This window comes from cyanobacterium endosymbiont of Epithemia clementina EcSB (genome assembly GCF_029919255.1).
GTDB lineage: Bacteria > Cyanobacteriota > Cyanobacteriia > Cyanobacteriales > Microcystaceae > Rippkaea.
Map to the genome: position 1 here is coordinate 1,548,647 of NZ_CP123991.1, position 23,860 is coordinate 1,572,506.

A 23,860-nucleotide genomic window follows, 5' to 3' on the forward strand; every position below is an offset into this window, starting at 1 on the left:
GATTATCAGAAAGAGTAACATCCAAAAGTAAACAATTAAAAGTTAAAGCAATTTTTGTCTATTTTAAAATACTTATTGAGCTGAAAGTAATTTTCTGATACATGATGTCTTTCTTCTTTTCAGTATCTTCCAAGCTTTAAAATACCCCGACTAACCACTTGATCAATTGGGACTTCTGAATTTATGGAAAATCAACCTTAAATTATTTAACTAATCTTTGTCCACGATTATAAAGTTCATGGGCATAATCAGTCCAAATTCCCTGTCCCCAATAGCGGAAACAACTGGTTTCCACTAACAAGGTGTAGAGTAACGCTTCCTGATATTCGGGAGTTTTAGTGACACAAGGATCACGTTGGACTAAAGAATCGAATTTCCGGTGAAAATCAGCACTGAGTTGATTCATGGGTTCTAAAACGTTTTCGTAACCATTAACCCAACTCAAATTGTCAGTCCAAGAAGCCCCATCCATGTGAAACCGATCATCAATGGTTGGTAACTCTTCAATAGCTTTAGCAACTACCTCCGGAGTAACATTATTTAGGTCAATCTTATTCCAAATTTTGTGTTGTCCTACGGCTTGACAAGTGGGATAATCATTGGCGTTGACCCCTGCGGTTTCAAGGAGTTCAATATATTCAGTTCCGTTGAAGCCTACCACATTACCTTCTTCTTTGATTTTATCCCAAACAGGGTTAAATCCATCAGGAAACTCATTCATCATGACTCCACCATTTTCCCCGTCAGCAATTTGGGAAACACAACAAGGAATCTCAATATCTCTAATTTTATACCGTTCCCGTGATTTAGCTTCATGGTAGGGCTGCATTTGAGCAACAAGTTTAGTATCAGACCCTTGGGTTTTAATCAAGGCAGTAATACTAACGGTTTCCCCGTAGGAATTACGCGCTACTAAACGGTTAGGAACATATTTATCATCCCCATTCTGGTGTAAATTTCTTCCGTCTAACCTTTCTACTGAGTCTTCTTGCACCAGTAACCAACGATAACCGCATTCTTTAAGAGCTTTGATATATTCAAAAAGAGTATCGGGGTTATTGGGGAGGTGCATTTCCGGTGGTGAGAAGCCTTTCACCCGTTTGAGGGCATCATAACCAAAAATTGAGGCAAAATGGTGTTGCCACGCCCGCATCTGGAGTTTAAGGTCGGGAATAGGCGTCGAGGGGGCTACCGCATGACTCCACATAGTCCCTAGCCATTCTACATAGGGCTGATATTGAGATTCACAGGTGATGCGCTTAAGCTCATTAAGGATGTCATAACTCTGCATTTGTTGAAATCCCCAGAGAAGATTTCCAGAATAGTCGAGCATAATTCTGGGATTTCCCCCATTGTCGACGATTCTTGGGATAAATTCACCCATGCGACGGTAACACCAAGAAAAAACCTCCGCGTTGTGATTATCTCCTACGTCTTGATTTTCAAACATATTCTGGAGATTACAAATCAATTCACCCTTTTTTCCTGCAGGAATTGTGGGTTGGTGCATATGAAGGGCGCAGGCAAACCCTGCTTTAACATTGTCCAGAGTTATGTTTGTAGTAGATAAAAAGACTGAGTCGTCGTGTTGAACTACTGAGGTAATTTCTCGTTCCCAACCACTAATTGGAGGTAATTCTGGTTTTAATCCTTTTATATTTTCTAAATTAAACGATTGTGCTGTTGCAATCATACTGCTTTCCTTGGACTTTTGATACTAAATTAATATCATGATACTGATTACTCCTCATCATTTTTATGCGACACTTTTCCTTGCTATTTAAATTTTACTCTATAAATTAGATGATTTAAGCTTAAATTTCCCAGTAATATTGTCAGGTTTATTTGAAAAAGAATTCGGAGACTGATTTACTTAAAATTTTGAGATATTGCTATTGTAGAGATGTGGTTAATTCCATTAATAGCCAAAATAAAATATTAGGAGTAGACAAATTCACTAAAACCACAATCTAACTTGTCCTAGTTATCTTTAAAAGATATTGTTCTAGAAGTGAGTTGAATGAAAAATTTTAGAGGGTTAGTCTTATTTAAATGGTATTTTTTTTACTAACCTAAACAACTTTTATTCCTACTGTATTCTATGACCTTAAAAACTTTATTTCTCTAAAAATAGAGTTACTGGAATCTTGAAACCATTGCAACGTGGATTTTTATCTCTTGTTTATTAAAATTTTGTCACTGCTAAGTTAAAAGAACCTTAATCATTAAAGTTAATTAACTTTTACACTCTAATAACTATAGTTTATGGTAGTTTGTTTTTATTTATCTAAAATTTTATATTTTTTATGACTTAAAAATAGTTGTAATTACTCTCATTAGGCAGAGGCTAATAGTTCTAGATAATTATCTCAACTAGGTCACATTTGTTTATTTTAACGCATAAAACTGCTGATTAACCAAAACATAATCAATGTAACGACACTTGTTAGCCTATCTAACTCTAAAGAAATACTAAGATTAGCACTACTGAGTAAACTAATAATAACTGTTCCTGATCCTACACCAATTAATAAACCGACGATAGTTATGAAAAAAGCCCTTACAGACCGTTGCTCTTTACGGTTGAGAAAATAGATATTTGCAAAAACTCCTAACACCAAAATAAAAGGAATCTTACTGGAAGGCATAACAATAATAAAGGTAGCCAAGGTTGCGAATACCCCAGTCGTCCAAAGAATATCATTAGAAGATGGTGTATCAATAAAACCTTGTACCCACGGGAGAGAATTATCTAAAGATAGGGAAAGAGGAGTTGAAGGAATTTCTACCGATTTTTCCGGGAAACGGATACGATCTGGCACTTTAATTTTTCCTTCTTGTCTCATTCTAAGACGGTCCATAATAATGGCATCATAAGCCACTTCAATATTTTCAACTGCTTTATTATCTTCACGATATTTTTGACTCAAACGATTTTTAGCTTCTTGGATTTCCTCAAATGAGGCTAAATCATTAATTCCTAGGACCTCATAGGGACTTTGTTCACTCATCTAAAATTTCCTCTTAGAATATTTCTCTACATTATTTAAGCTACTAAATAAATTAAACAACAATTTTTTAACTGTCTATTCTTTTTGCGTATTATTAATTGTCTCCCTTGCAGGATTATTTACAGAAGATGGTTTGGTAGTTTTATTTTCCTCTAACTGGGCTTTCATCGTCACAGAATTTTCTAATTTTTGGGCTTCACGTTTAAACTCATTTTCAAACTCTTTAGAGGCTTCTTGGAAGCCTCGAATAGCTTTGCCTAAACTCCGTCCAATTTCTGGTAGTTTCTTGGGTCCGAAGATTAATAAGGAAATTACAAAAATCAATGCCATTTCTGGGAGTCCTATACCAAAAACGTTCATAAACATTCCTCTACATTAGTCAATGACTATTATCGATCTGTGACGAGACCAACACTTTATACTGTTATTCTAAGCTAACTGACCTAACATGATATTAAATACCGACTTTAAAAAGTCTGATAAATAGGGAAAAGTTAAGATAAAAGATTTGTATCTCCAAGAGAAACAATTAAATACTGATTAATCTTTACTTTTCTTTCATTAACTCAATGATAATTGATCAACTAACCGTTAGCCTATTAAATTCATAGAGCTTTACACTAAAGATAACTGATAACCTATCGATCGCAGCTGAGACTAATTTCCAAAATTGACAGTAAACCTTTAGATAATTAGGGGAAAATTGTAAATTTATAAGATAATCAGCAAAAATACTGAATATAATCTCATTATAACGAGTGGTTTACCGACCAGGGACACTTTTCTGCACTCAGAGTCAAGTAGTTTGAGCGAATCTATTAACTCAGTACGCTGTGCCATAAACGATAAATTTCGTCTCTAAAAACGTTGTCTGTTTCCTTTTAATTAAGTGGATCCTCCCGTACTCACATATTAGGGATTATTAGTTCATCCAAACAGATTAACTTTTCTCCCCTCAAATCCCCTCAAAGCAGTTAGTTGCAGACAAGTTTTCTCCAATTGTTTAGTTAATTAAACCCAGTCTCCGGAAGCTTTATAATACTGTTGGCTGTTGTAGCATATTCTGGCTAGAAAATTTCGATCGTGGCACAGAACAAACCTTACTAGGTTAGTCTTTCTTTTGCCCCCGCAACACACCCAGTCCGTTTTTATCGTAAATTATGCTACGGTAATGTTACCTACGGTTCTTTTAGAATGTGATCCACAAACAATCTCTGAGACTTAAAAGTTTGACTGCTGGGGAGATGATGGCTCAGAAAAACTAGCAATTAATAAAAAAATAATGCCAAAATTGATAAACACATCAGCTAAATTAAAAACTGGAAATTGAATTAATCGAAAATCAAGAAAATCGACTACATATCCAAATAAAAAACGATCTATTCCATTTCCTAATGCTCCTGCCAGGATAAATCCATAACCCAACTGTTCTGTAAACCTCATTTTATTCCCCCACCAAGCTAAAACCATTAGCCCTAAACTAACTCCTAAAGAAAGCCAGCGCAGCCATTTCGCCCCCCCAGTAAAAAAACTAAAGGCAGCTCCTGTGTTAATAACATAGGTAAAATGGAATACTCCTGACCAGATATGGATAGTTTGTCCTAAATTCGTAAACCATTGAGTAACCCAATATTTAGTTATTTGATCAATTATTAAACCAGCTAGGCCAACCAGCCAAAAAAAACTGTTTTTTTTCATGTGCGTTCGCTATATTTAGGATAATTTTTAACCCTAATTTCTGCTCAAATGAAGTTTCTTAGTAAAATAACAGTTGACGTAAAATGAAAGCCGCTACAGCAACGGCACAAGTAATCGCTAACTGACTGGGCAAGGGATTGGCAGAATAATTCATGATCAACTCGGGCAAACTCTTAGGAGAAACTGTTGTAGGATTCAAAAAAGATAACCCGATTAAATACACCAAGCCACATAGATGAATAATCAATAATCCACAGACAGCACTCCAGGCTAAACACTCCAATCTTCGCCTAGTTCGAAAAGCCATAAAACCACATAGCCAAGCTCCTGGAATAAATCCCAACAGATAACCAAAGCTGGGCTCTTGCCAGTAATTTAGACTCCCACCTTGAGCAAAGACAGGCAATCCAAATAAACCCAGGAAAACATAAGCAATTTGTGACAGAACCCCGGCATTCTTTCCTCCCACACACCCAGTCAACAACACGGCTCCCACTTGAAAGGTTACGCCTAGAGGTATGGATTCAACGCCTTGTTGTTCCCAATTCCACGGCAAACCAACCACGAAAGCCTGCACAAATGTACTGAAAACAGTTAATAATAGACCAATTATTGCCCAGAGAAATTCATTGGTAGCAGACACCTTAAATCGGGGATAGTTTTGGGATAACGATGGGTTTTAATTTCTTGCGATTGTGTTTTATGTTCACCAGGGATTGGAGCTTCACCCCCTTGTAGTCCTAACGATTCAACCATAGCGATATCTCGTTCTGGAAGTTGTCCGAAGGTTGTGAGATAATGTCCAATTAGCATAGCATTAATTCCGGCTTTTAACCCTAGACTTTGTAATTCGCCCATAACTGTTTCCCGTCCTCCAGCATAACGCAGGATCTGTTGAGGTAGGATAAAGCGGAAGATAGAGATCGCTTTGAGCACTTCAAAGGGATTAAGTGGGGAACGTCCTCCTAGGGGAGTTCCTTTTCTAGGGTTAAGTAAATTTATAGGAACAGATTCTACCTCTAATTCTCGCAAGGCTAAAGCGAGATCTATCCGATCTTCCCAGGTTTCCCCCATGCCCAAAATACCTCCCGTACAGGACTGAATACCGGCTTCTTTAACGGTTTTAACAGTTTTAACGCGATCACGCCAACTGTGGCTGGTAACAATTTCAGGATAAAAATTCTCGGAGGCTTCTAGATTGTGATTGTAGCGGGTAACTCCAGCTGCTTTTAAGGACCGGGCTTGTTCTGCGGTAATTTCTCCCAAAGCACAGCAAGGTTTAATATCTGTTTTGGTAGTAATTAGTTGGATAGTTTCTAAAATTTGCTCAAATTCTTTGGAGTTTACTCCTTGATATTTGGAACCTCGCCCTTGACTCACTAAACAAAACCGCTTTGCCCCTGCTGCTGCTGCGGATTTAGCTCGATCAAGAATTTCTTCGGAAGACTTTAGTCCATAAATGGGGGAGTCTTCTCCCTGATGGTGAACAGACTGGGAACAAAAGCTACAATCTTCTGAACAGTTCCCCGATTTCACGTTGACAATACTGCACAGATCCACTCTTGTTCCACAACAGGCATGTTTGATATAATCAGCAGCCTCACATAGTAACAGAATATTCTCTTGTCCTTCAATTTCTGTGAGGGTTAGGGCTTCTGATCTAGTGATGCGAATGCCCTCAATAATTCTTTGGGCTAATTGATTAAGCCAGTCCTTTAAAGTCTGTTCCCCTTGATGAAGTAGGGAAATGGTTGAAGGAGAGGAGGATAAGGATACTTGAACCACAGTTGGCTTTTCCTGATGCTGTTTTAGAACCATTTGGATTGTATCATGAGGACTCCCTATCTGTCTGAACTGACATAGTTTTGATTATAGGTATTATACAAAAATCCTTTTTTTTTCGCTTTTAACTCTTAAAAATCAGTCAATTTGGTTATAATGTTGACAACGAAAAATTGGAGTAGTCCATCATGAGTGATCTTGCAAAACAAGAACTTGAAGCTGTCAGTGCTGATACTCCTTCTGTTGTTCCAGAAGAAGTTAAAAAACTAAAAACCCAGATTCCTGATTGGCATATTGTTGAAAAAGAAGGACAGTTACAACTAAAAAAATTGTATGAATTTCCAGATTTCCGAGAAGCAATCACTTTTACTAAGGCCGTCGGAGATCTCGCTGAATCAGAAGGGCATCATCCAACTTTACTAACAGAGTGGGGAAAAGTTACTGTATCTTGGTGGACCCATGCCATTGCTGGACTCCATAAGAATGATTATATCATGGCTGCTAAAACCGATAAAATTAGAGAAATACTTTGAAACTACCTATTTTATAAGAAAAAATAACATAAAATTAGCATAGGTAACATCTTTTTAGTCTTCAGTTGCATCGGTGGGACTAATTTTATCAATTATTTCGGTAGTTCCATCTTCCCTGACTGTCCAGACATTATATATTCCGACTACGTCCCCATTTCCGTCGATATCAACGTTACCACTAGCTCCTTGATAATTAATGTCTTTTCCACTGCGAATTAACTCCATTGCTTCGCAAGGATCCGTAACTTCTATTCCAGGGGCATTAGCCACCTCGCGAATTTTACTTTGAATTCCTTCTCCTGTATTAGCATCTGCCGCTTCCGCTGCCAACATTAGGAGAATAGTAGCATCCCAACTATGGGGTATAAAAGCAGTAAGTTTATTCCCTGTTTTGTCTTTCCACTTAGTTGTAAAAGCTTCTAAAGCTTCACCATCAGCTCCGGGAACTGTTCCTAAAGCCCCCGCTAAAATGGATATTCCATTAGTTGTTTGACCAACTTGCTTGATAAAGTCTTCTGAATAAACCCCGTCAGTTAATAGTACAATTACTCCTTCGGTTAGCCCTTGTTTGTAAGCCGCTTGCAATAAAACACTTCCTGTTTCAGGATAAAGAGCCGTTGCCACAGCGTCAGGTTGATTTGCAAAGGCTGCTGCTGCTTCACTGTCGAGAACAGCCGATTTAGGATCGTAACGAATAGGCCTGCGTTTACCTGTCATTTTTCCTCCCTGCCTTTTAAACGCAGAGATAAATTCTTGTTCAAACCCAACTCCGTAGTCATTATTGATCACTACCGTTCCAATAGTGTTGAAGCCCTTTTTATTGGCTAAGGCTGCTAAAGCCCGAGCCTGATAGGTATCAGAAGGAGCAGTTCTAGCCCAGTAACCCTGAAAATCACCATTTTTTGCCTGTTCAGTAAAAACGGGACTGGTGCTACCTGGGGAGACTAACATCACATTATTTTTAACCGCAATTGTAACAGCTGCACTTGATACACTACTGGTAAATGCTCCAACTACTCCCGCAACTTTATTAACTTCTGCTAATTTTGTCATTGCTGATACGCCGGCGGTGGGATCAGTTTGAGTGTCTTCGGTAATGAGAGTTACAGGTTCGTCATTAACCCCACCGCAAGCGTTAATTTCATCGATGGCTAATTTGACAGCTTCGGGCATATTCTGACCAATTGAAGATAAATCACCAGTTACAGGTAATAAAGCTCCTAATTTTAGTCCATCAGAGAAAGAGGAGTTAATCGTTTGTTTTTGTTCCTTACCACAACCAACCAATAAGCTACTGCTCAACATAAGGGCTAGAGCTAAGGTAATGGGAAATTTCAAAAAATTTTTTCTTAAAGAACTGATCATCATTTAGTTAACTCTCATGTAAAGTGTTTTTTGAGGGTTTTACTTCAAAAAGTAGATGAATCTTGAACAAGATTGTAGAAGCTAAACAATAGGTTGCTGCGCTTTTACGGTCTAAGTTACACAAGTTTAAGAACGGAGAGGGAGGGATTCGAACCCTCGATGGGTGTTACCCCATAACTCCTTAGCAGGGAGCCGCTTTCAACCGCTCAGCCACCTCTCCAGAGTACGTCAGCTTATGGTAGCATATTTCGTGTAACCAAAACTATATTTTTGGCTCTCGATTTTCTTTGCTCTTTAACTTGAGGATTTTTTAAGCTTCCAAGAGTTACACATTGTATAGGTTATGTCAAATGTGAGTCGTCTGAAACAAATAAAGCAATAGCTATCATAATACTTATTGGAATAACCCAAAATTGCTCATTTATCTCTGGGCTTTCAACTAACTGGTCCTCTCCTTTTTTGACTGAGATTAATCAATGTAAAGAAACCTAATTCTTGGTCATTCTGAAATAAATCGTTAAATACCTCGAATAAATGATGACAACCCTAACATTAGAATTAAGCGAAAACACTAAGCATAGAGCTTAGTTTACAATTAGTGGCTTATTCCTTCTTAAAATAGTCTTTTGAATGCCTTTTGTCATAAAAATATTCTCTGTTCTATAAGTTTTCTATTCTTTATTTTTAGCTAGCACTTCATTACAGAGACTTTGGTTAATGATTAACCGTAAGGATATAGGGAAAACGTTGAGTGTCATTCTCTAAAACATCTTTGAATTGTTTAGCCACCACAGCAATTTTCTCAGAATCAGTTTGTTGGAGATAGTGTAATAATTTTTGGCTTTCTCTTACTAGGCTGGATACATCAATTTCTCGATAGTCAGGTTGATAAGAACTAAGCCGTCTAATGCCTTCCCCTAACAAAATTACTGCTCCACGCCAATTATGGTTTTCCAAATGGTAGCAACCAACAGCAATTTGTAAAATACCTTGATAAAATTGTCTATCCAGCTCTACAGCATCCATCCATAGAGCTTCTAAAGTATTATGACAACTATAGAATTCACGATAGTTGAATTGCTCAATTCCTCGCCAAAATTGCTTTTTTGACATGGTTTCGTTTAAGAATCGATGTTGTCACGAACTTCTTTGATATATTCAAAATTAATCTGTTGTTGATCTCCTGCAAAGTCGTTATCTGGAGTGATAAACAGCATACAATGGCACTCCTTACGTTCACGCATGGGAACACATGGACAGTTCCAAAAAGTATTTTTCACTTCAGCCTCTTTATCTTCGTAATGACGACAAGGGCACAAAGGAGCACCTAATTCTTGTTTATGTCTTGCCAGTCCTTCAATAACCACCGCTGTTACTGATGGTTCACTACAAAAATAAGTGTCAGTCTGTTTCGCATATTGTTCAGCAAAGTTTTTCATTGCCTCTAGAGTTTTATCATTATATTTCGAGTCAGTATTGGCTGAAGTCATGGAGTTTGTACAAAAATTATATTGAGGTTTCTCATTCAACTTAACACTTTCACACAGTCATCAGATAATAAACATTTTTCCGACGTTTGAATGAGAAACCTCAATTGATCGAAACCGTTTTTAGCTTGGTTATAGCTTATTCTACTATAACTGAATATAACTGAGGTAAAATTCTTGTTTTTTTGTTCACTTTTGCGGATTCTCTCAATTAAACGTCTAATATTTTGGTCGATCTTAACTACTTTTGGCTGAAAATCTCCGATTGGGCGACAGAAATTGAAGGATAAGAGCCAAGAAAACACTTTTGATACAACATTATAATTTTGTGTTAAACCCTCACTAGATTGATCTAAATGTATGAGCTACATACACAGGTTTAGGCTACCGTCCAATATCGCCTGCAACAATCCTAGCTAAATCTTGGAACTGTGGGTGGTATTGGAATTATTATTTAGATTTATGCCATAAAACTCGTTCAAAAGATGGGTAAAGGACTATTAATATATGCCATTTTAAGGTTTTGAGCAGACACAAAGTAATATCTTTAGTTAAGTGATGTTTATTTCTAATACTTACATACGCTTGCTTTGAACTAGTCAATTGTTTGTTCTCACTTTTCTAAAAACTTCAAGAGTAAATGCCATGCTTAAGTCTTAAGTTAATGACTAGAAAGAAAAATTAGAATTATCAGCAAAGAGAAAAGCTATATGTATTAAATTAGGTTTAATTTATACCCATTATTTTTTATTTATGGGTATAAATTTGATACTTGTAAACATTTTAGACAAGCATCAATATCAACAAAAGCGTTAAAAACAAGTAAAAATTATCTTGTAAGTTACAGAGTAATAATACTAATCCTATAGGATTTAAGATAAATAAAAAAACTAATTATAAATAATTTTTACTCTATAAAATAATACCTAAATATATTAGATGTTAATGATTCTAAAAACTTAATAATTTAACTAAAAAGTGTAGATACTATCGACAAGTGCTATCTCCTCACTAAAATTTTTTCTAAGGACGAACTATAAAACAAAGTATTCATATCTTTAAGCATAGCATAGAGTTTAGTTCCTCATTAACTAAACTTATTTAATTTTATCTTTATTCTCCATTTTCTCTCTTAAAATATTAACTTTACATGATAAATTAGATAGTTGAATAAGACTAAAAAATAATAATAGTAAAGTAGCTAAAGTTTATTTCATTATTTATCTATTTCTAGGATATTTTTTATGCTAACTAATTTTTAAATTACCAAAAACTTAGTATGTGTTTTACAAGCACATACGCCTGCATTCTCTTCTACTTTTCGAGATTAGGGGAACTTATTAATACAAAGAAAAGGCGATCAACCATAATGTAGCTATTACTAATTATAGGAATAAGCAATAAATATTTTATGTTTTTTTGAATAAAACGCATAAGATTTAATATAAAAATATACTAAACTTAATTTTTTAGCTTAAATTACCGGCAATCTGTGTCTTGATTAAGTCAGTATAGTACAACATATTATATTTAAAACATTGATTTTTTAAAAAAAGCTATAGTCTACCTTTTTGTGTTGTAAATTGTACTCATAAATATTACTAAGTTAACTAAAATTGTTAGATTAACAAAACGAATCAATAAACATTAAAAATAAATTCTTTATTCTCTTGTTACAGATTAGTAGTATTGCTAATTCAAAGAAATTTAAGACTACTTACAAAATTTTGATATTATCGAGATAATACTAAATTCATAGGATAAATTTATGAAATAAAAGAATATTTACTTTTAACAGTATCTAAAGCATAAATGATAAAAAAGTAGTATTTATGCTATATAAGTAAAATTTTATTATTATAATAAAATTTTTAAGAAATTGTTGGATAAATAAATTTAAAATAAAAAAAATAGTTATTTAAACCCATATAAATAATTTCAGTATTTTTTTAAAAAAATACTGAAATTAAAGCTAATCAGATCAGAAAAAAATTGGAGCCTTGTTTAAGAAACACTAATTACTATAGTAAGCCAGGTATATGAATATTTATATATCGAGAGATTTGTTAACCCACTAATAAGGAAAACTTTATTGAATTAAATTCTAAGAGTAAATACAAAATAGCTAAATTTAATTGACGAACATTTTATCAAAAAAATAGGACTATCTTAAAAAAGGCTTTCTTGATAGAAAATTATTAGGGATAGTATCATAGCAAACAGAGAAAATTTATTTCAAAAATTACTAGAAAGTGTTTGCTAGATTACTCTTCAGAATTAAAGCTAGCAGAAAGATTATAGACATTGGTAGATAATCCTTAAATCAATAAGTTCTAAGTTAATTAGTATTCTAAAATATTTTATAAAATAGAAGAAATTATGCTAGATAGTTATATTATTCATAGTAATAACGGATAAAGAATAAGCATTAATAATTAATAGTTTCAAAAAAAATTTTAAAACTATTTAATTTAAGAAATATTTTTATCTTTTTTATTGATTTTTTACACAGAAAATATTAATTAAATATAATTCGATCTACTATTTTTTTAGTTTTTGTTGATAGAGCTTGTTTAAAAAATAAGTAATATATTCTTTACTTGTCAAAAAAATACTGATTCAGTCTTGCATTAACTCAGAAACATATTTAAGATTGTCTGTCTTATTTAGAGTTAACTTAAAAGTTAATAACTCACTGCAGTTATTAAATACTAAAAATTGTTTAAAGTTAAAATAACATTCCATGAAACTTTCATCCCACCCAACTAAGTTTTTAAAAACTCAGTATGCTTTACTGATAGACTGATTAAAGATTTTTATTGGGATAAAATTGATAAAACTAGTTTCTATAATTTCTTTTTTGTGAGTCTATAAAAAACAGTACAATGAGATCTTTGTCCAGAATATTCACTTTAATAAAGTGAAATCTTTTTTTGAGGGTTTGATATACTTACCCATGACAAGCAATTACGATGGTCACAATTGTGTTTCTTTTCGAACGAAAACAGTATCTTTGTTTCTACAATAAATACTGTCAGTGTAAGAACAGAGTGACAATGCTATTTTTATCTTTGATAGTAGTCATCTAGATCACAAAATACTTTGATAGAACCAAGATGAAATTTTATTTCCATAGTACCAGACCTCAATAAATGCTGCTTCTAGCATAGAGCTGCTGCTTCTTTTTTTTTCTAAATTCCTATAGAATCCAGGAGGTTTAAATAAGCTAAGACTGGGCTGTTTAATTATTTTTTTAAAAAAATAAAAGAAAAATTCTTGTGTTAATTTTCTAAAAAAGCTACCCTTTTTTGTGAGGTTCAATGGCTATTGATCTCCACAAGGTCTGCTTCCGCAGTTAAGGTGAGAAAAACGATATTGAATAATACGGCTTAATTAACTTCAAACTTTTCATAAGCTTCTACAATTTTTTGTACTAATGGATGCCGAACCACATCTACCTGAAAAAATTGACAAAAAGCAATACCCTCTACTGACTTTAAAATCTTTTTTGCTATCACTAATCCTGAATCCTGATGACGAGGTAAATCGGTTTGAGTTATATCTCCAGTTACCACCATTTTTGAACCTAAACCTAAGCGTGTCAAGACCATTTTTAATTGAGCAGGAGTAGTATTTTGAGCTTCATCAAGAATCACAAAAGCATTATTTAAAGTTCGTCCTCGCATATAAGCTAAAGGCGCAACTTCTATTTCTCCTCGTTCAATTAAATCAGGAATTCGTTGAGGGTCAATAAATTCATTTAATGCATCATAAAGAGGCCGTAAAAAAGGGTTGACTTTTTGTTGTAAATCTCCTGGCAAAAACCCTAATTTCTCTCCTGCTTCCACTGCAGGACGGGTTAGAATTAAACGTTCACATTGATTATTTAATAATGCTTGCACAGCTAAAACAGCTGCCAAAAAAGTCTTTCCAGTTCCGGCTGGTCCAATACAAAAGGTAATATCATGGGTTTGAATTGTCTTAATATATTCTCGTTGACGAAATGTTTTTGCACGAATAATTTCTCCCCGTCTAGTTTTGGCTAAAACTGATTGTTGTAAGTTTTTATATTCCTCAGTTTGTCCTGTATCTATTGCTTGAAAGGCTGTCATTAAATCAGGACGAGAAATTGATTTTGTTTCCTGCCAATATGGTTGGAGTAATCTCACCACCTGTATTGCCCATTTAACAGATTTTTCTTTTCCATAAATCTGTAACTCTTGACCCCTTAAAACTAAATTAGCTCCAGTATAACTGGACAAAAATTTAAGGTTTTCTTCTCCAATTCCCGCTAAAGCAATAGCACTTTCATGTGTTGGTAGTTGAAAAGTTTGGGAGGTTTCAGTCATAAAACACTAAATATTATAGTTAAGATGTAAAGTACAATTTTTTTACTAATCTAAACATAGAATCTAAGAGACTGTTGATTAAGTAAATCTTAAGAGAATTTTAGGGCGTGTATTAAACTGTAACGCCTCAAAAAATATTTTGGGACGTTACAGCAGAAAAATAAAAAAGAGAAATTGCTCAAAAACTATAATGTGCTTAACAAAGCCTACTCATATATTTAGTTTAGGCACAGTCTCTAAACTCCAATAAATAACTTAAATAAAAAAAGAGAGGAGATTAACCTCCTCCAAAAATTAATTATCACTAAAAAACCATTAACGGTCTACCGAGCCCATAATAATATCGATACTGCCCAAAATTGCCATAACATCAGCTACTTTCATCCCTTTTAGAAGATGGGGGAGAATTTGCAGGTTATTAAAGTCGGCTGCACGAATTTTCCAACGCCAAGGGAAAACATCATTATTACCCACAATAAAGATGCCAACTTCCCCCTTACCGCTTTCTAAGCGGACATAATGTTCTCCTTCAGGAATTTTAAAAGTGGGGGCAACTTTTTTGGCGATATATTGATAGTCGAAATCATTCCATTGGGACTCTTTGCCTTCCATCATCCGCTTTGCTTCGAGGTTTTCATAAGGACCTCCTGGTATGCCTTTTAGCGCTTGATAAATAATTTTGACAGACTCACGCATTTCCCGGATACGGACTAAATAACGGGCAAAACAGTCCCCTGCAGTTTCCCATTGAATGTCCCAGTCAAAGTCGTCATAGCATTCGTAATGGTCAACTTTACGTAGGTCCCATTTAACCCCAGATCCTCTTAACATAGGACCTGATAGACCCCAATTAATAGCTTCGTCGCGGGTAATAGTACCGATTCCTTCGACACGGCGACGGAAAATGGGGTTGTCAGTGATTAATTTTTCATATTCATCAATTTTAGGGTCAAAAAAGTCACAGAAATCTTCACATTTGTCAATCCAACCATACGGCAAGTCAACGGCAACCCCCCCAATCCGGAAGTAATTGTTGTTGATTAACCGCATTCCTGATGCTGCTTCCCAAAGATCGTAGATCATCTCCCGTTCACGGAAAATGTAGAAAAATGGAGTTTGTGCGCCAACATCTGCTAAAAATGGACCTAACCACAATAAATGATTAGCAATACGGTTGAGTTCTAACATGATGACGCGGATATATTGGGCGCGCTTGGGAACTTCAATATTCGCTAGTTTTTCAGGGGCATTAACGGTAATTGCCTCATTGAACATACCTGCAGCGTAGTCCCACCGACTGACGTAGGGAACATACATGATATTGGTACGGTTTTCAGCTATTTTTTCCATTCCTCGATGGAGATAACCGATAACGGGTTCACAGTCTACCACATCTTCTCCATCTAGGGTTACGATCAAACGTAATACCCCGTGCATTGAGGGATGGTGGGGACCCATGTTAAGTACCATGGGTTCGGTTCTAGTTTCTATTTTTGACATAGGGCTGTTGGTCTTTTTCCTCCAATTGTATTATTATGACACCGCCATCGCGCATAAATCTGATGAATGGGTGATCGCTGATGTTGACACAAAAAGTTCAGGATCGATCCTTATTCATTCCCCATACTATAAAAATGACCAAAATTATGGGATTCTATCGCCTACACAAAAAGTGAGTGCTAAAGGTAACTTTCTTAAAGCATATGTTAGAGCCACCATTAAAATAGCATTTACTCGATCTAAGGCTAAAGGTATATTAATACTGGCAATGGTGGAAAAGAAAGATTTAAACGAGAAGAATATCAAATCTCTTCTTCATTCTCACGTAGTTTAATCAAGTCGGGTCTAAAGATTTTGAATGATGATTGCACTTCTAACCTTCGATAATATTTCATCTATGACAGTAGAAAATAAATCTCTCAATATCAAGAGCTACTCTAGATAAATTTTAAAAAGCTTTCTTTAGTTCTTTGATACTGACTTTACAGTTGTTAAAGATTAAATTGTCCGATTTTAAATCTACATGAGCTATACAAACCCTGGCTCCATCTGCATTCCCAAGTGCAACTCTGAGCTTTAACCGTATCAATTTGTTTGCAATTGGTACAGTTAAAAAGATACCCTAAAGTAATGGTGTCATGAAGTCAGACATTAACTCTTCTAGAAATTTCAGTAAAAATATATCCCTTAAATTAGTAACAAAAAAGGTAGCTATCAACATAGCCAAAGCACAATAAATAATCATTTTAATAATCTGATAACGGTTCTTAAAGGCTAATGGGATGGAATAATCTATTGATTAACGACTAATGACACAAGGTGTTTATAGAGGCTGTCTATCGGAATCTATAATATAAATAAGTTAGTATAAAAGTGAATACAAACTTCACAAGTAATAAGGAGATTATACTAAAAGCATTTATCACAAAATTACATCATGAACAACCATGATCTATTCTTCTGAGATGATATGAGAACATAGTAAAGTATCATGAGGGGTTTTGTTTAAATCCACAGTGTATTTAAACTATTGACGTTTATCATCGGTAAAGCTAATCAAGGCAATGAGGAAATTACAGATGAAAGCTGCTGAGATAGTGATATTGTTACAATCTAATTCAGAAAGTATATCTGGGATTTTGTGTTATCAGAGGACTTCAAACCACTTTACTTCTTCGACGGTACTTTTAACTTTTATGAACTTACTCAATACTAAAGCTCTATATAATCTGTTAATCATTGATAGTGTAAAAAAATTACATTGAGAATATAGTTCATGTACACTGAGACCAAAAATAATTTAAAGTATTGGTAAGTTAATTCAGCAATTTTCTTAAGTTCATTTTTTGAGTGGAATTAAAGCTCTTTTTGTTGAGCTTTAATATAGACTATCATCATGACAAAATAAGGGGAGAAGTATATGTTATTTATGATTAATAATTCCTAGACTTAAGGCATGTCTGGCCTGTCTATAGTGTATTTTTATTTTTTTTATTACTTAAAATTTCTCTTGATATTTCTTTTTTCTTTTACCTGTTCCTTTTTACTTTTCTGAAAGATATGTGGACTCTTCTTCATGCTCGCTTACATACCACATTACGAGAACGCAATCTATTACCGCCAAGAAAATATATTTTAATTGCAGTTTCAGGGGGTCAAGATTCGTTATGTTTACTCAAGCTTTTACTTGACTTACAATCAAAATGGACTTGGAAGATTGCGATTGCCCATTGTGATCATAGGTGGAAATCTGACATTGGAATAGCAGATTTTGTACAACAATTGTCTAAAAAATGGGGAATTCCTTTTTATTTAAAAACTGCTTCCCAACTCAAAGAAACTGAAGCAGCGGCTAGAAATTGGCGATATAAAGCATTAACAGAAATTGCCCAAGAGAACAACTTTCCTATAATTGTTACTGGACACACCCAAAGTGATCGCGCTGAAACCTTACTTTATAATCTCGTTCGTGGTGCAGGAAACGACGGACTAAGTGCTTTAACCTGGCAACGTCTCCTGACAGATAATATTACTTTAGTTCGTCCTTTATTAACTATAAATCGTTCAGAAATTCGGGAGTTTTGTCAAACGTATAAGCTTCCGATCTGGGAAGATCTAGCAAACGAAGATTTGAACTATGCCCGCAATCGTATCCGAAAAGAATTAATCCCTTATTTAAAAATAAATTTTAATCCTCAAATTGAAACAACTTTAGCTAGAACCGCTGAAATAATAAAGGAGGAAACTGAATATTTAGAGAGTTGTGCTCAAATTAGCTTAGAAAAGGCACTTAATGAAGATAAAAATCAATTAAATCGTCTAGTTTTGCAGTCAGTCCCTCTTCCATTACAACGACGAGTTATGCGTCGATTTCTTTCAAAGATAAGTCCCAAAAATCCTAACTTTGAGCAGATAGAAGCCTTAACAAGGCTAATTAATGCTCCTAGACGATCCCGCATTTCTTCTCTTCCTGGTAATCTGATAGCAGAAGTTCAAGAAAATTGGATAATTTTTACAAGGAAAGAAACAGTCTAAAATAACCCTAATTAAGATAATCCATAAAGTTTTAGTATTAATTTAATAGTCTAGTTTTATTTTACTCTAAAAGGATTAAATAAAAGGTCAGGATAAAAACGGTTGAATTCGATTGAATTTAATTAACAAACTGGCAGTAACGGTCAATAGTACTGCTATTAAAGCAGGGGCAGGGAGATAACCTTTGTCAAACCTTCCATGAATTGTTAATTAACAAGGAGAAACGGTAATTTTAGTGTCTGTCATAGTTAACTCTCCAGAGATAAATTCACCAAAAGCAGCTACAGGCTAAACAAAATACTTTAGTATTTCATTAAATGTTTAAGGTAAATCAATAATGATTTCTTTGATTTTTGTATTTTTTCGATCTTTAATCGTAATTAAATAAGCCCGGTTAAACTAACTAAGCTATCCAGTAATATAGAGGAAAAGAATACCAGGAGTGGTAAGTAAAATCTCCTGCATAATTTAAAGTAATACGATGAGGATAACATTTGGATCCATAGAGAGCTTGTGCATTTTAGTGTGTTTTTACCTAACATAGGATCGCCGGTGGCGTTACAAAAATTATGAGATTTTTATTGGTAAGCAGCTGACTCACCATAAGGAGTCAGCCAATATTAAGATATCTGCGGAAGCCAAAGGTGTAGAATCGGACTAGAAAGTTGCTATTAAAATTAAAATCAGCAATTCTTTCATAAGAAATGTTTCCTTTTTTTTAAAAACTAACTTTTTGCATATAAGATAAAAAGATAAGTTAAGTATCGATAACATCTTAGTCTCTGATCAGTCAGTCAAGTGAATAAAATAAAAAAAAGTAGTCTTTCGCTACAAGCCAGCAGAAAATGGTGACGGTATTAGCCATTGAGACAAGTTGTGACGAAACTGCCGTTGCAATTGTAAATGATCGCAATGTTTTGAGTAGTGTAGTAGCCTCACAAATTCCTCTACATCGCACTTATGGTGGTATTGTTCCTGAAGTAGCCTCCCGCGAACATTTAATAAACATCAATCTTTGTATTGAACAAGCGTTAGCCCAATCTCAAATTAGTTGGCAAGAAATTGACGGTGTAGCCGCTACTGTCGCCCCAGGATTAGTAGGGGCATTGATGGTGGGAATTACAACGGCTAAAACTCTCTCTCTTGTACACCAAAAGCCTTTTGTTGGCGTTCATCACCTCGAAGGCCACATTTACGCAACTTATTTAAGTGAATCTACTTGGGAACCCCCATTTTTATGTTTGTTGGTATCAGGCGGTCATACCAGCTTAATTCGAGTTCAAGATTGTGGAGTCTATGAACAATTGGGCACAACTCATGATGATGCGGCCGGGGAAGCATTTGATAAAGTCGCACGATTATTAAATTTAGGCTATCCAGGGGGGCCAGCCATTGATCGCCTCGCTAAAACCGGTAATCCTAATGCGTTTCTTTTTCCAGAAGGACGAATTTCTTTACCGGGAGGTGGCTATCATCCTTATGATTCTAGTTTTAGCGGTCTGAAAACAGCGGTATTGCGGTTAGTTCAGAAATTAGATAAGGGAGATAATGGACCATTACCCGTAGCTGATATAGCAGCCAGTTTTCAAGCAACTGTAGCACGCTCACTCACTAAAAAAACTATTGCCTGTGCTTTAGATTATGGTCTTCATTCTATTGCTGTTGGGGGAGGTGTGGCGGCTAATAGTGAATTGAGAAAACAATTACAAGCATCAGGAGTTAAACACAATCTGAAAATTCATTTTCCTCCTCTAAAATTATGTACTGATAATGCTGCAATGATTGGTTGTGCTGCAGCTGCTCATCTTTCCCGAGGACACACTTCTTCTTTAACTTTGAATGTAACTTCTCGATTGTCTATTAATAAAGTTATGCAACTTTATTAATAGACAATCGTTAACATTTATTAAATTTTGTTTAAAACTTCTTTATTCACTAAAAAATAAAAAACTTTTAAGTAAATACTACGAACTATGGATAAGTCTTTAAAGTTAAATCTAAAAATTTGTATAAAAAAATTCTATATACAATATGATGATAGTAGTTTCTAATTAGGTAGTTTATAAAACTAGCAGCATATAAACTATCCAATCATATCTTCATAACTTACTAAATCAATTTTATTGATAACTTAATCAGTATTTATAGAAATTTAAAGTCATAAAATTTACAGGTATTTTTTTAGTTTTAAAGACTTAGTTTGTTCTATATCAAATCTGATAAAAGAATTTTATCCGAGTAGTTTTAATGAAACTAGTTTCTATAATTTATCTTTTGTAAGTTAGAAAAAATAGCATAATAATATTATTGTTCAGGACATAAGCTCCACCAAACGATTATCGCTAACTAGATTAGGAAATATTTTTTTACAACGGAGAAAATCTGAAATAAATAAAATCTTTTAATAATTCGATCTTCTGACCTATGATAAACGATTACAAAAATCATAATTTCATATCTTTACAAATGGAAATGGTATCTATTTTTTACTTTCAATTGAAAAACAAAATGACAATGCTGTTTATTTCCTTGATAGAAATGATTTAGATAATAAAATATATCGGTAATATCGAGACGATACTTAATATTTACAGCACCAGATTTAAATTAATAAATTCTATGTCTAGTATGGAGCTGTCATTTTTCTTTACAATATGTGCTAACTCAAATCACACTTATAATTAAAGCTACTAACAAAGAGCAGTAAATAGCGGTCTAAGTAATAGTCTATTAATCTAATAGACTATTACTCTATTTTCTAATAAAAGAATTGGACAATAAAGCGGTAATTTTCTAAAAAAATTACCGCTTTATTATCGTTAACTCAAGGAGAAAAAATTTACAAATTTCTATATTTAGACTAGGAGATAGCCAATTAATCATAGATATTAACTTTAATAAAATTCCATGTAGATGAAAGCTCCTAACTGAATAGCTAGATAAAGGAAAATTTATGTCTTAATTTAGGTAATTTTTTCCCCAGTAAAGATTAAGATAACTAAATTATATCTTCTTAAGAAGGGGCTGATTAAACTAAGAGTAGTTAAAGTTTTTGCTAGCTCCAGGGCAATGTTATTGTTAAACTTGACTAAGTTTTATTTATTTAAATTGGAAACTAAATATTGAGAATAAACCTACGCCAAACGTGGCATAGGTTTATTCTCAACCAAACAAGAGGCGGTGATCATCTGTAACGAAGTAAACATCATTAACAACAATCAACTTAAGAATAATCAACCTCATATTACAATTGACTAACTACAAATATTGACTTCAAATACTAGTTAAAAACATTAATTAGATCTATTTTTATAGCTCTAATTAATAACGTAACTGAAGCATAGCTAACAATAGTATCGGTCTGGCTAAAGGAATATTATTTATTGTTTGTGTAGGTAAGCTCAAAGTTTGAGAGGACAATAACTATTCATCTATATTCTTTTTTTTATAAAACTGAACAATGATTACTGTTATTACTACTCTTAAATAAGTTTTTTATAAAAAAAGGAATATTCTAACCTAAATAAATATAATTTAACCCCAGATGATTTGATAGAGATCAAAAACGATAACCCGGATTATCTTCACTTTTAAATATCTGGATCATCGATATAGTTAAGGACAATGTCGCTATTTCTATAAATAACCAACTACAAAGAGTATTCCTTGATGTAAAACTATCGAGAGCTACAAAATCTATGGGAACCAGCAATATGGTGACGCAATACTTGAATACTCAAGCATAAATTATTGTAAGAAGTCTACCAACTTCCTACCTCAAATACCAAAATCTATAACTAAAGAATGTCATATTGAGCAATTGCTGGAAATGTTTCCTCCTGACTAGTAGTTAATAGCCCTAAAGAGATTACCACTATAAAAACTCTCAATAATAAAAGCCAGATCACTCTTAATTCTGCGATCGACTCTTGTAGTATTCGGGGAACTTTAGCGGTGGAAAGTTAACTTTAAGGAAGTTTAAGCAGAATTTTAGGACGTTTTAGTATATTTTTTTGAGAAAAAGTAGAGATAACTACATAAGAAAAGGAACAAGTTAAATTTTAACCGCACAGTTGTTTTCCCTGGGTATCAGACAACGGCTATAACTGTAACTACTATTTTAACCTTTCTACAAGAGAAGAATAAGTAAAATTCACCCGAATGATACATTTAATTTGAAGACTCAGATAACCTGTTTAGACCTAATATTAACCAACTTCATAATCCTGAAATAAACCCTTCTAGCAAAACATTTTTAGTTGCTTTTAAATCAATCTAAATTATTGAATTATCGCTTATCTATCGTAGTCTTAAAAACTATTTAGGTATGAGGAGTTAAGAATAATTATTTATTGCTACTTTTTTAATCCTTCATAATAGGTTAAATAAAAATAGTGTATTAACTACTTTAATTAAGCTAAACCCTACTTAATAGAGTGATTGCCTAGAGAGCATACTTTTACATTAGAGAGTGATGCATAAAAAATATTTTTTATGCATCACTCTCTAATGTATATTTTTGTAGTAATTGCTCCAATCTAGCAACGGAAAGACGGGGAGAAGGACGGGGAATTATTTTTTCAGTCTTTCCCCATTTTTGATACAGAACAGGAACTTCATATTGATAGGCTTTGAACCAATCCTCACGAGTTGTGATATCTCTAATTTCTACGTTGACATTTAGAGTTTTAACCTGTCCTAATTTTTCTTTTAGTCCTTCACATAAATGACAACCAGGTTTACTATAAAGAATTAGTTGCATAATATCTATAGATAGAATGTATTGTTCTGGATAACTTAATAAATCTCATTGAGAATTAACTATTATTAGATTACCTTAAAACAAATTATTTATGCCAGCGTGTAGATGAGCTTCAAATTCATCGTTTTTGACCAAATAAGAAAAAGATGACTATGACATAGAAAAATAGAGAAAAACGGAGGCGGTTCAACCCAATAAATTGTAATTTGCATAATTTGCACTAAAAAAGGAGAACATAGCAAAATTGAGGACGAACAATAATTTAAATTTTCTTAAGCAAAATAATAATAAAAGTTAAGGAAAAAATAGCTCAATAACCTGACTATCTAGATTTAAACAAAATTAATAATTGGTGGTCTGTTACAAAAACTCGACTTAAACAAATGCTACCTAGCATTTGAAACAGTTAGAAAATGTGTAGATTCTTCTTTCAGAAACTATCTCAAGGTTTTACTTTATGTTACAGTGTCTAAATTTTCTCGAACTATCCTTTTTCTCTTAATCAGAGATGTATATTATTTAATATTTGTTCTTGGTGAAAAGTTATTCTTAACTTTGTTTTAGGTTCTGAATACTTTGCTCTGTCTAAGAAAACAAATGAGGGTTTTATCGTTAAGCAACTAATTCAAAAGGGTTGTATCTCCAAATAGTAAACTCATAACTTTTATCCGAGCAAAATCTATAGAGTAGAAAACTTACGAAGAACGATACTATCAAAAATTCTGAATCTTGATAATCTGTAATAGACATTTTTATCAGTCAAAATAGACTATTTTTTTGGGTAAGTGAGCTAATGAACTGATTAAAAGCCAACCAGTTAAATAATCTTAGCTTGACA

General features: G+C 33.8%; 16 protein-coding genes, 1 tRNA gene and 1 pseudogene. 4 read left to right on the top strand and 14 right to left on the bottom strand.

What is annotated here, in order from left to right:
* Positions 1-202 precede the first annotated feature (202 nt).
* The 6 genes from P3F56_RS05010 to bioB form a co-directional block, all read right to left on the bottom strand.
* Positions 203-1,693: a polysaccharide deacetylase family protein gene (locus P3F56_RS05010; protein ID WP_281151850.1), complete on the bottom strand. Its 1,491-nt coding sequence runs from the start codon at positions 1,691-1,693 to the stop codon at positions 203-205.
* A 700-nt stretch (positions 1,694-2,393) separates the two neighbouring features.
* Positions 2,394-3,011, bottom strand: coding sequence for a CPP1-like family protein (locus P3F56_RS05015; RefSeq protein ID WP_281151851.1), 618 nt, complete (start codon positions 3,009-3,011; stop codon positions 2,394-2,396).
* Between the two features lie 75 nt (positions 3,012-3,086).
* On the bottom strand, positions 3,087-3,371 hold the full coding sequence (locus P3F56_RS05020) for a TatA/E family twin arginine-targeting protein translocase (RefSeq protein WP_281151852.1): 285 nt from the start codon (positions 3,369-3,371) through the stop codon (positions 3,087-3,089).
* An 861-nt stretch (positions 3,372-4,232) separates the two neighbouring features.
* The gene (gene lspA, locus P3F56_RS05025) at positions 4,233-4,709 is read right to left on the bottom strand and encodes a signal peptidase II (protein ID WP_281151853.1); all 477 of its coding nucleotides are present in this window, start codon (positions 4,707-4,709) and stop codon (positions 4,233-4,235) included.
* A 58-nt stretch (positions 4,710-4,767) separates the two neighbouring features.
* Positions 4,768-5,352 (bottom strand): biotin transporter BioY, encoded by a 585-nt coding sequence (locus P3F56_RS05030; RefSeq protein ID WP_281151854.1) that lies wholly within the window; start codon positions 5,350-5,352, stop codon positions 4,768-4,770.
* The gene (bioB, locus tag P3F56_RS05035) at positions 5,319-6,494 is read right to left on the bottom strand and encodes a biotin synthase BioB (protein ID WP_281153729.1); all 1,176 of its coding nucleotides are present in this window, start codon (positions 6,492-6,494) and stop codon (positions 5,319-5,321) included. The genes P3F56_RS05030 and bioB overlap by 34 nt, the downstream gene beginning before the upstream one ends.
* Before the next feature lie 185 nt (positions 6,495-6,679).
* Here bioB and P3F56_RS05040 point away from each other — a divergent pair, with 185 nt between their 5' ends.
* A complete protein-coding gene (locus tag P3F56_RS05040) occupies positions 6,680-7,024 on the top strand; it encodes a 4a-hydroxytetrahydrobiopterin dehydratase (protein ID WP_281151855.1) in 345 nt (114 codons plus the stop codon).
* Between the two features lie 54 nt (positions 7,025-7,078).
* On the opposite strand, the gene P3F56_RS05045 is transcribed toward P3F56_RS05040, so the two are convergent.
* From P3F56_RS05045 to P3F56_RS05070, 6 genes are all read right to left on the bottom strand, one after another.
* The gene (locus P3F56_RS05045; RefSeq protein ID WP_281153730.1) at positions 7,079-8,389 is read right to left on the bottom strand and encodes an ABC transporter substrate-binding protein; all 1,311 of its coding nucleotides are present in this window, start codon (positions 8,387-8,389) and stop codon (positions 7,079-7,081) included.
* Positions 8,390-8,522: 133 nt separating this feature from the next.
* A tRNA-Ser gene (locus tag P3F56_RS05050) sits at positions 8,523-8,609 on the bottom strand.
* Positions 8,610-9,103: 494 nt separating this feature from the next.
* Positions 9,104-9,502, bottom strand: coding sequence for a DUF309 domain-containing protein (locus tag P3F56_RS05055; RefSeq protein WP_281151856.1), 399 nt, complete (start codon positions 9,500-9,502; stop codon positions 9,104-9,106).
* A gap of 8 nt (positions 9,503-9,510) precedes the next feature.
* Entirely contained in the window at positions 9,511-9,879 is a 369-nt protein-coding gene (locus P3F56_RS05060) for a ferredoxin-thioredoxin reductase catalytic domain-containing protein (protein ID WP_281151857.1), read from the bottom strand.
* 3,386 nt (positions 9,880-13,265) lie between these two features.
* Positions 13,266-14,225, bottom strand: a complete 960-nt coding sequence (locus P3F56_RS05065; protein ID WP_281151858.1) for a PhoH family protein — start codon at positions 14,223-14,225, stop codon at positions 13,266-13,268.
* A 315-nt stretch (positions 14,226-14,540) separates the two neighbouring features.
* The gene (locus tag P3F56_RS05070; protein ID WP_281151859.1) at positions 14,541-15,725 is read right to left on the bottom strand and encodes an NAD(P)H-quinone oxidoreductase subunit H; all 1,185 of its coding nucleotides are present in this window, start codon (positions 15,723-15,725) and stop codon (positions 14,541-14,543) included.
* Between P3F56_RS05070 and P3F56_RS05075 the strand changes: the two genes are divergently transcribed.
* Together P3F56_RS05075 and tilS are read left to right on the top strand one after the other, a co-directional pair.
* The gene (locus tag P3F56_RS05075) at positions 15,694-16,059 is read left to right on the top strand and encodes a hypothetical protein (RefSeq protein ID WP_281151860.1); all 366 of its coding nucleotides are present in this window, start codon (positions 15,694-15,696) and stop codon (positions 16,057-16,059) included. The two genes, P3F56_RS05070 and P3F56_RS05075, sit on opposite strands and share 32 nt — an antisense overlap.
* 1,226 nt (positions 16,060-17,285) lie before the next feature.
* Positions 17,286-18,260: a tRNA lysidine(34) synthetase TilS gene (gene tilS / locus P3F56_RS05080; protein WP_281151861.1), complete on the top strand. Its 975-nt coding sequence runs from the start codon at positions 17,286-17,288 to the stop codon at positions 18,258-18,260.
* Positions 18,261-18,316: 56 nt separating this feature from the next.
* On the opposite strand, the pseudogene P3F56_RS05085 reads toward tilS, so the two are convergent.
* Positions 18,317-18,460, bottom strand: a pseudogene (locus tag P3F56_RS05085) (Photosystem I reaction center subunit IX).
* 645 nt (positions 18,461-19,105) lie between these two features.
* Between P3F56_RS05085 and tsaD the strand changes: the two are divergent.
* Positions 19,106-20,146 (top strand): tRNA (adenosine(37)-N6)-threonylcarbamoyltransferase complex transferase subunit TsaD, encoded by a 1,041-nt coding sequence (gene tsaD, locus P3F56_RS05090; protein ID WP_281151862.1) that lies wholly within the window; start codon positions 19,106-19,108, stop codon positions 20,144-20,146.
* A 2,606-nt stretch (positions 20,147-22,752) separates the two neighbouring features.
* On the opposite strand, the gene P3F56_RS05095 is transcribed toward tsaD, so the two are convergent.
* Positions 22,753-23,022: a glutaredoxin family protein gene (locus tag P3F56_RS05095; protein ID WP_281151863.1), complete on the bottom strand. Its 270-nt coding sequence runs from the start codon at positions 23,020-23,022 to the stop codon at positions 22,753-22,755.
* Positions 23,023-23,860 lie beyond the last annotated feature (838 nt).

Excerpts from the sequence above, each read along its gene's own strand:
- P3F56_RS05020 (WP_281151852.1), bottom strand. The coding sequence starts at position 3,371 with ATGAACGTTTTTGGTATAGGACTCCCAGAAATGGCATTGATTTTTGTA.
- P3F56_RS05065 (WP_281151858.1), bottom strand. The coding sequence starts at position 14,225 with ATGACTGAAACCTCCCAAACTTTTCAACTACCAACACATGAAAGTGCT.
- P3F56_RS05010 (WP_281151850.1), bottom strand. The coding sequence starts at position 1,693 with ATGATTGCAACAGCACAATCGTTTAATTTAGAAAATATAAAAGGATTA.
- P3F56_RS05045 (WP_281153730.1), bottom strand. The coding sequence starts at position 8,389 with ATGATCAGTTCTTTAAGAAAAAATTTTTTGAAATTTCCCATTACCTTA.
- tsaD (WP_281151862.1), top strand. The coding sequence starts at position 19,106 with ATGGTGACGGTATTAGCCATTGAGACAAGTTGTGACGAAACTGCCGTT.
- P3F56_RS05070 (WP_281151859.1), bottom strand. The coding sequence starts at position 15,725 with ATGTCAAAAATAGAAACTAGAACCGAACCCATGGTACTTAACATGGGT.
- tilS (WP_281151861.1), top strand. The coding sequence starts at position 17,286 with ATGTGGACTCTTCTTCATGCTCGCTTACATACCACATTACGAGAACGC.
- P3F56_RS05040 (WP_281151855.1), top strand. The coding sequence starts at position 6,680 with ATGAGTGATCTTGCAAAACAAGAACTTGAAGCTGTCAGTGCTGATACT.
- lspA (WP_281151853.1), bottom strand. The coding sequence starts at position 4,709 with ATGAAAAAAAACAGTTTTTTTTGGCTGGTTGGCCTAGCTGGTTTAATA.
- P3F56_RS05060 (WP_281151857.1), bottom strand. The coding sequence starts at position 9,879 with ATGACTTCAGCCAATACTGACTCGAAATATAATGATAAAACTCTAGAG.
- P3F56_RS05055 (WP_281151856.1), bottom strand. The coding sequence starts at position 9,502 with ATGTCAAAAAAGCAATTTTGGCGAGGAATTGAGCAATTCAACTATCGT.
- P3F56_RS05075 (WP_281151860.1), top strand. The coding sequence starts at position 15,694 with ATGGGTTCGGTTCTAGTTTCTATTTTTGACATAGGGCTGTTGGTCTTT.
- P3F56_RS05015 (WP_281151851.1), bottom strand. The coding sequence starts at position 3,011 with ATGAGTGAACAAAGTCCCTATGAGGTCCTAGGAATTAATGATTTAGCC.
- P3F56_RS05095 (WP_281151863.1), bottom strand. The coding sequence starts at position 23,022 with ATGCAACTAATTCTTTATAGTAAACCTGGTTGTCATTTATGTGAAGGA.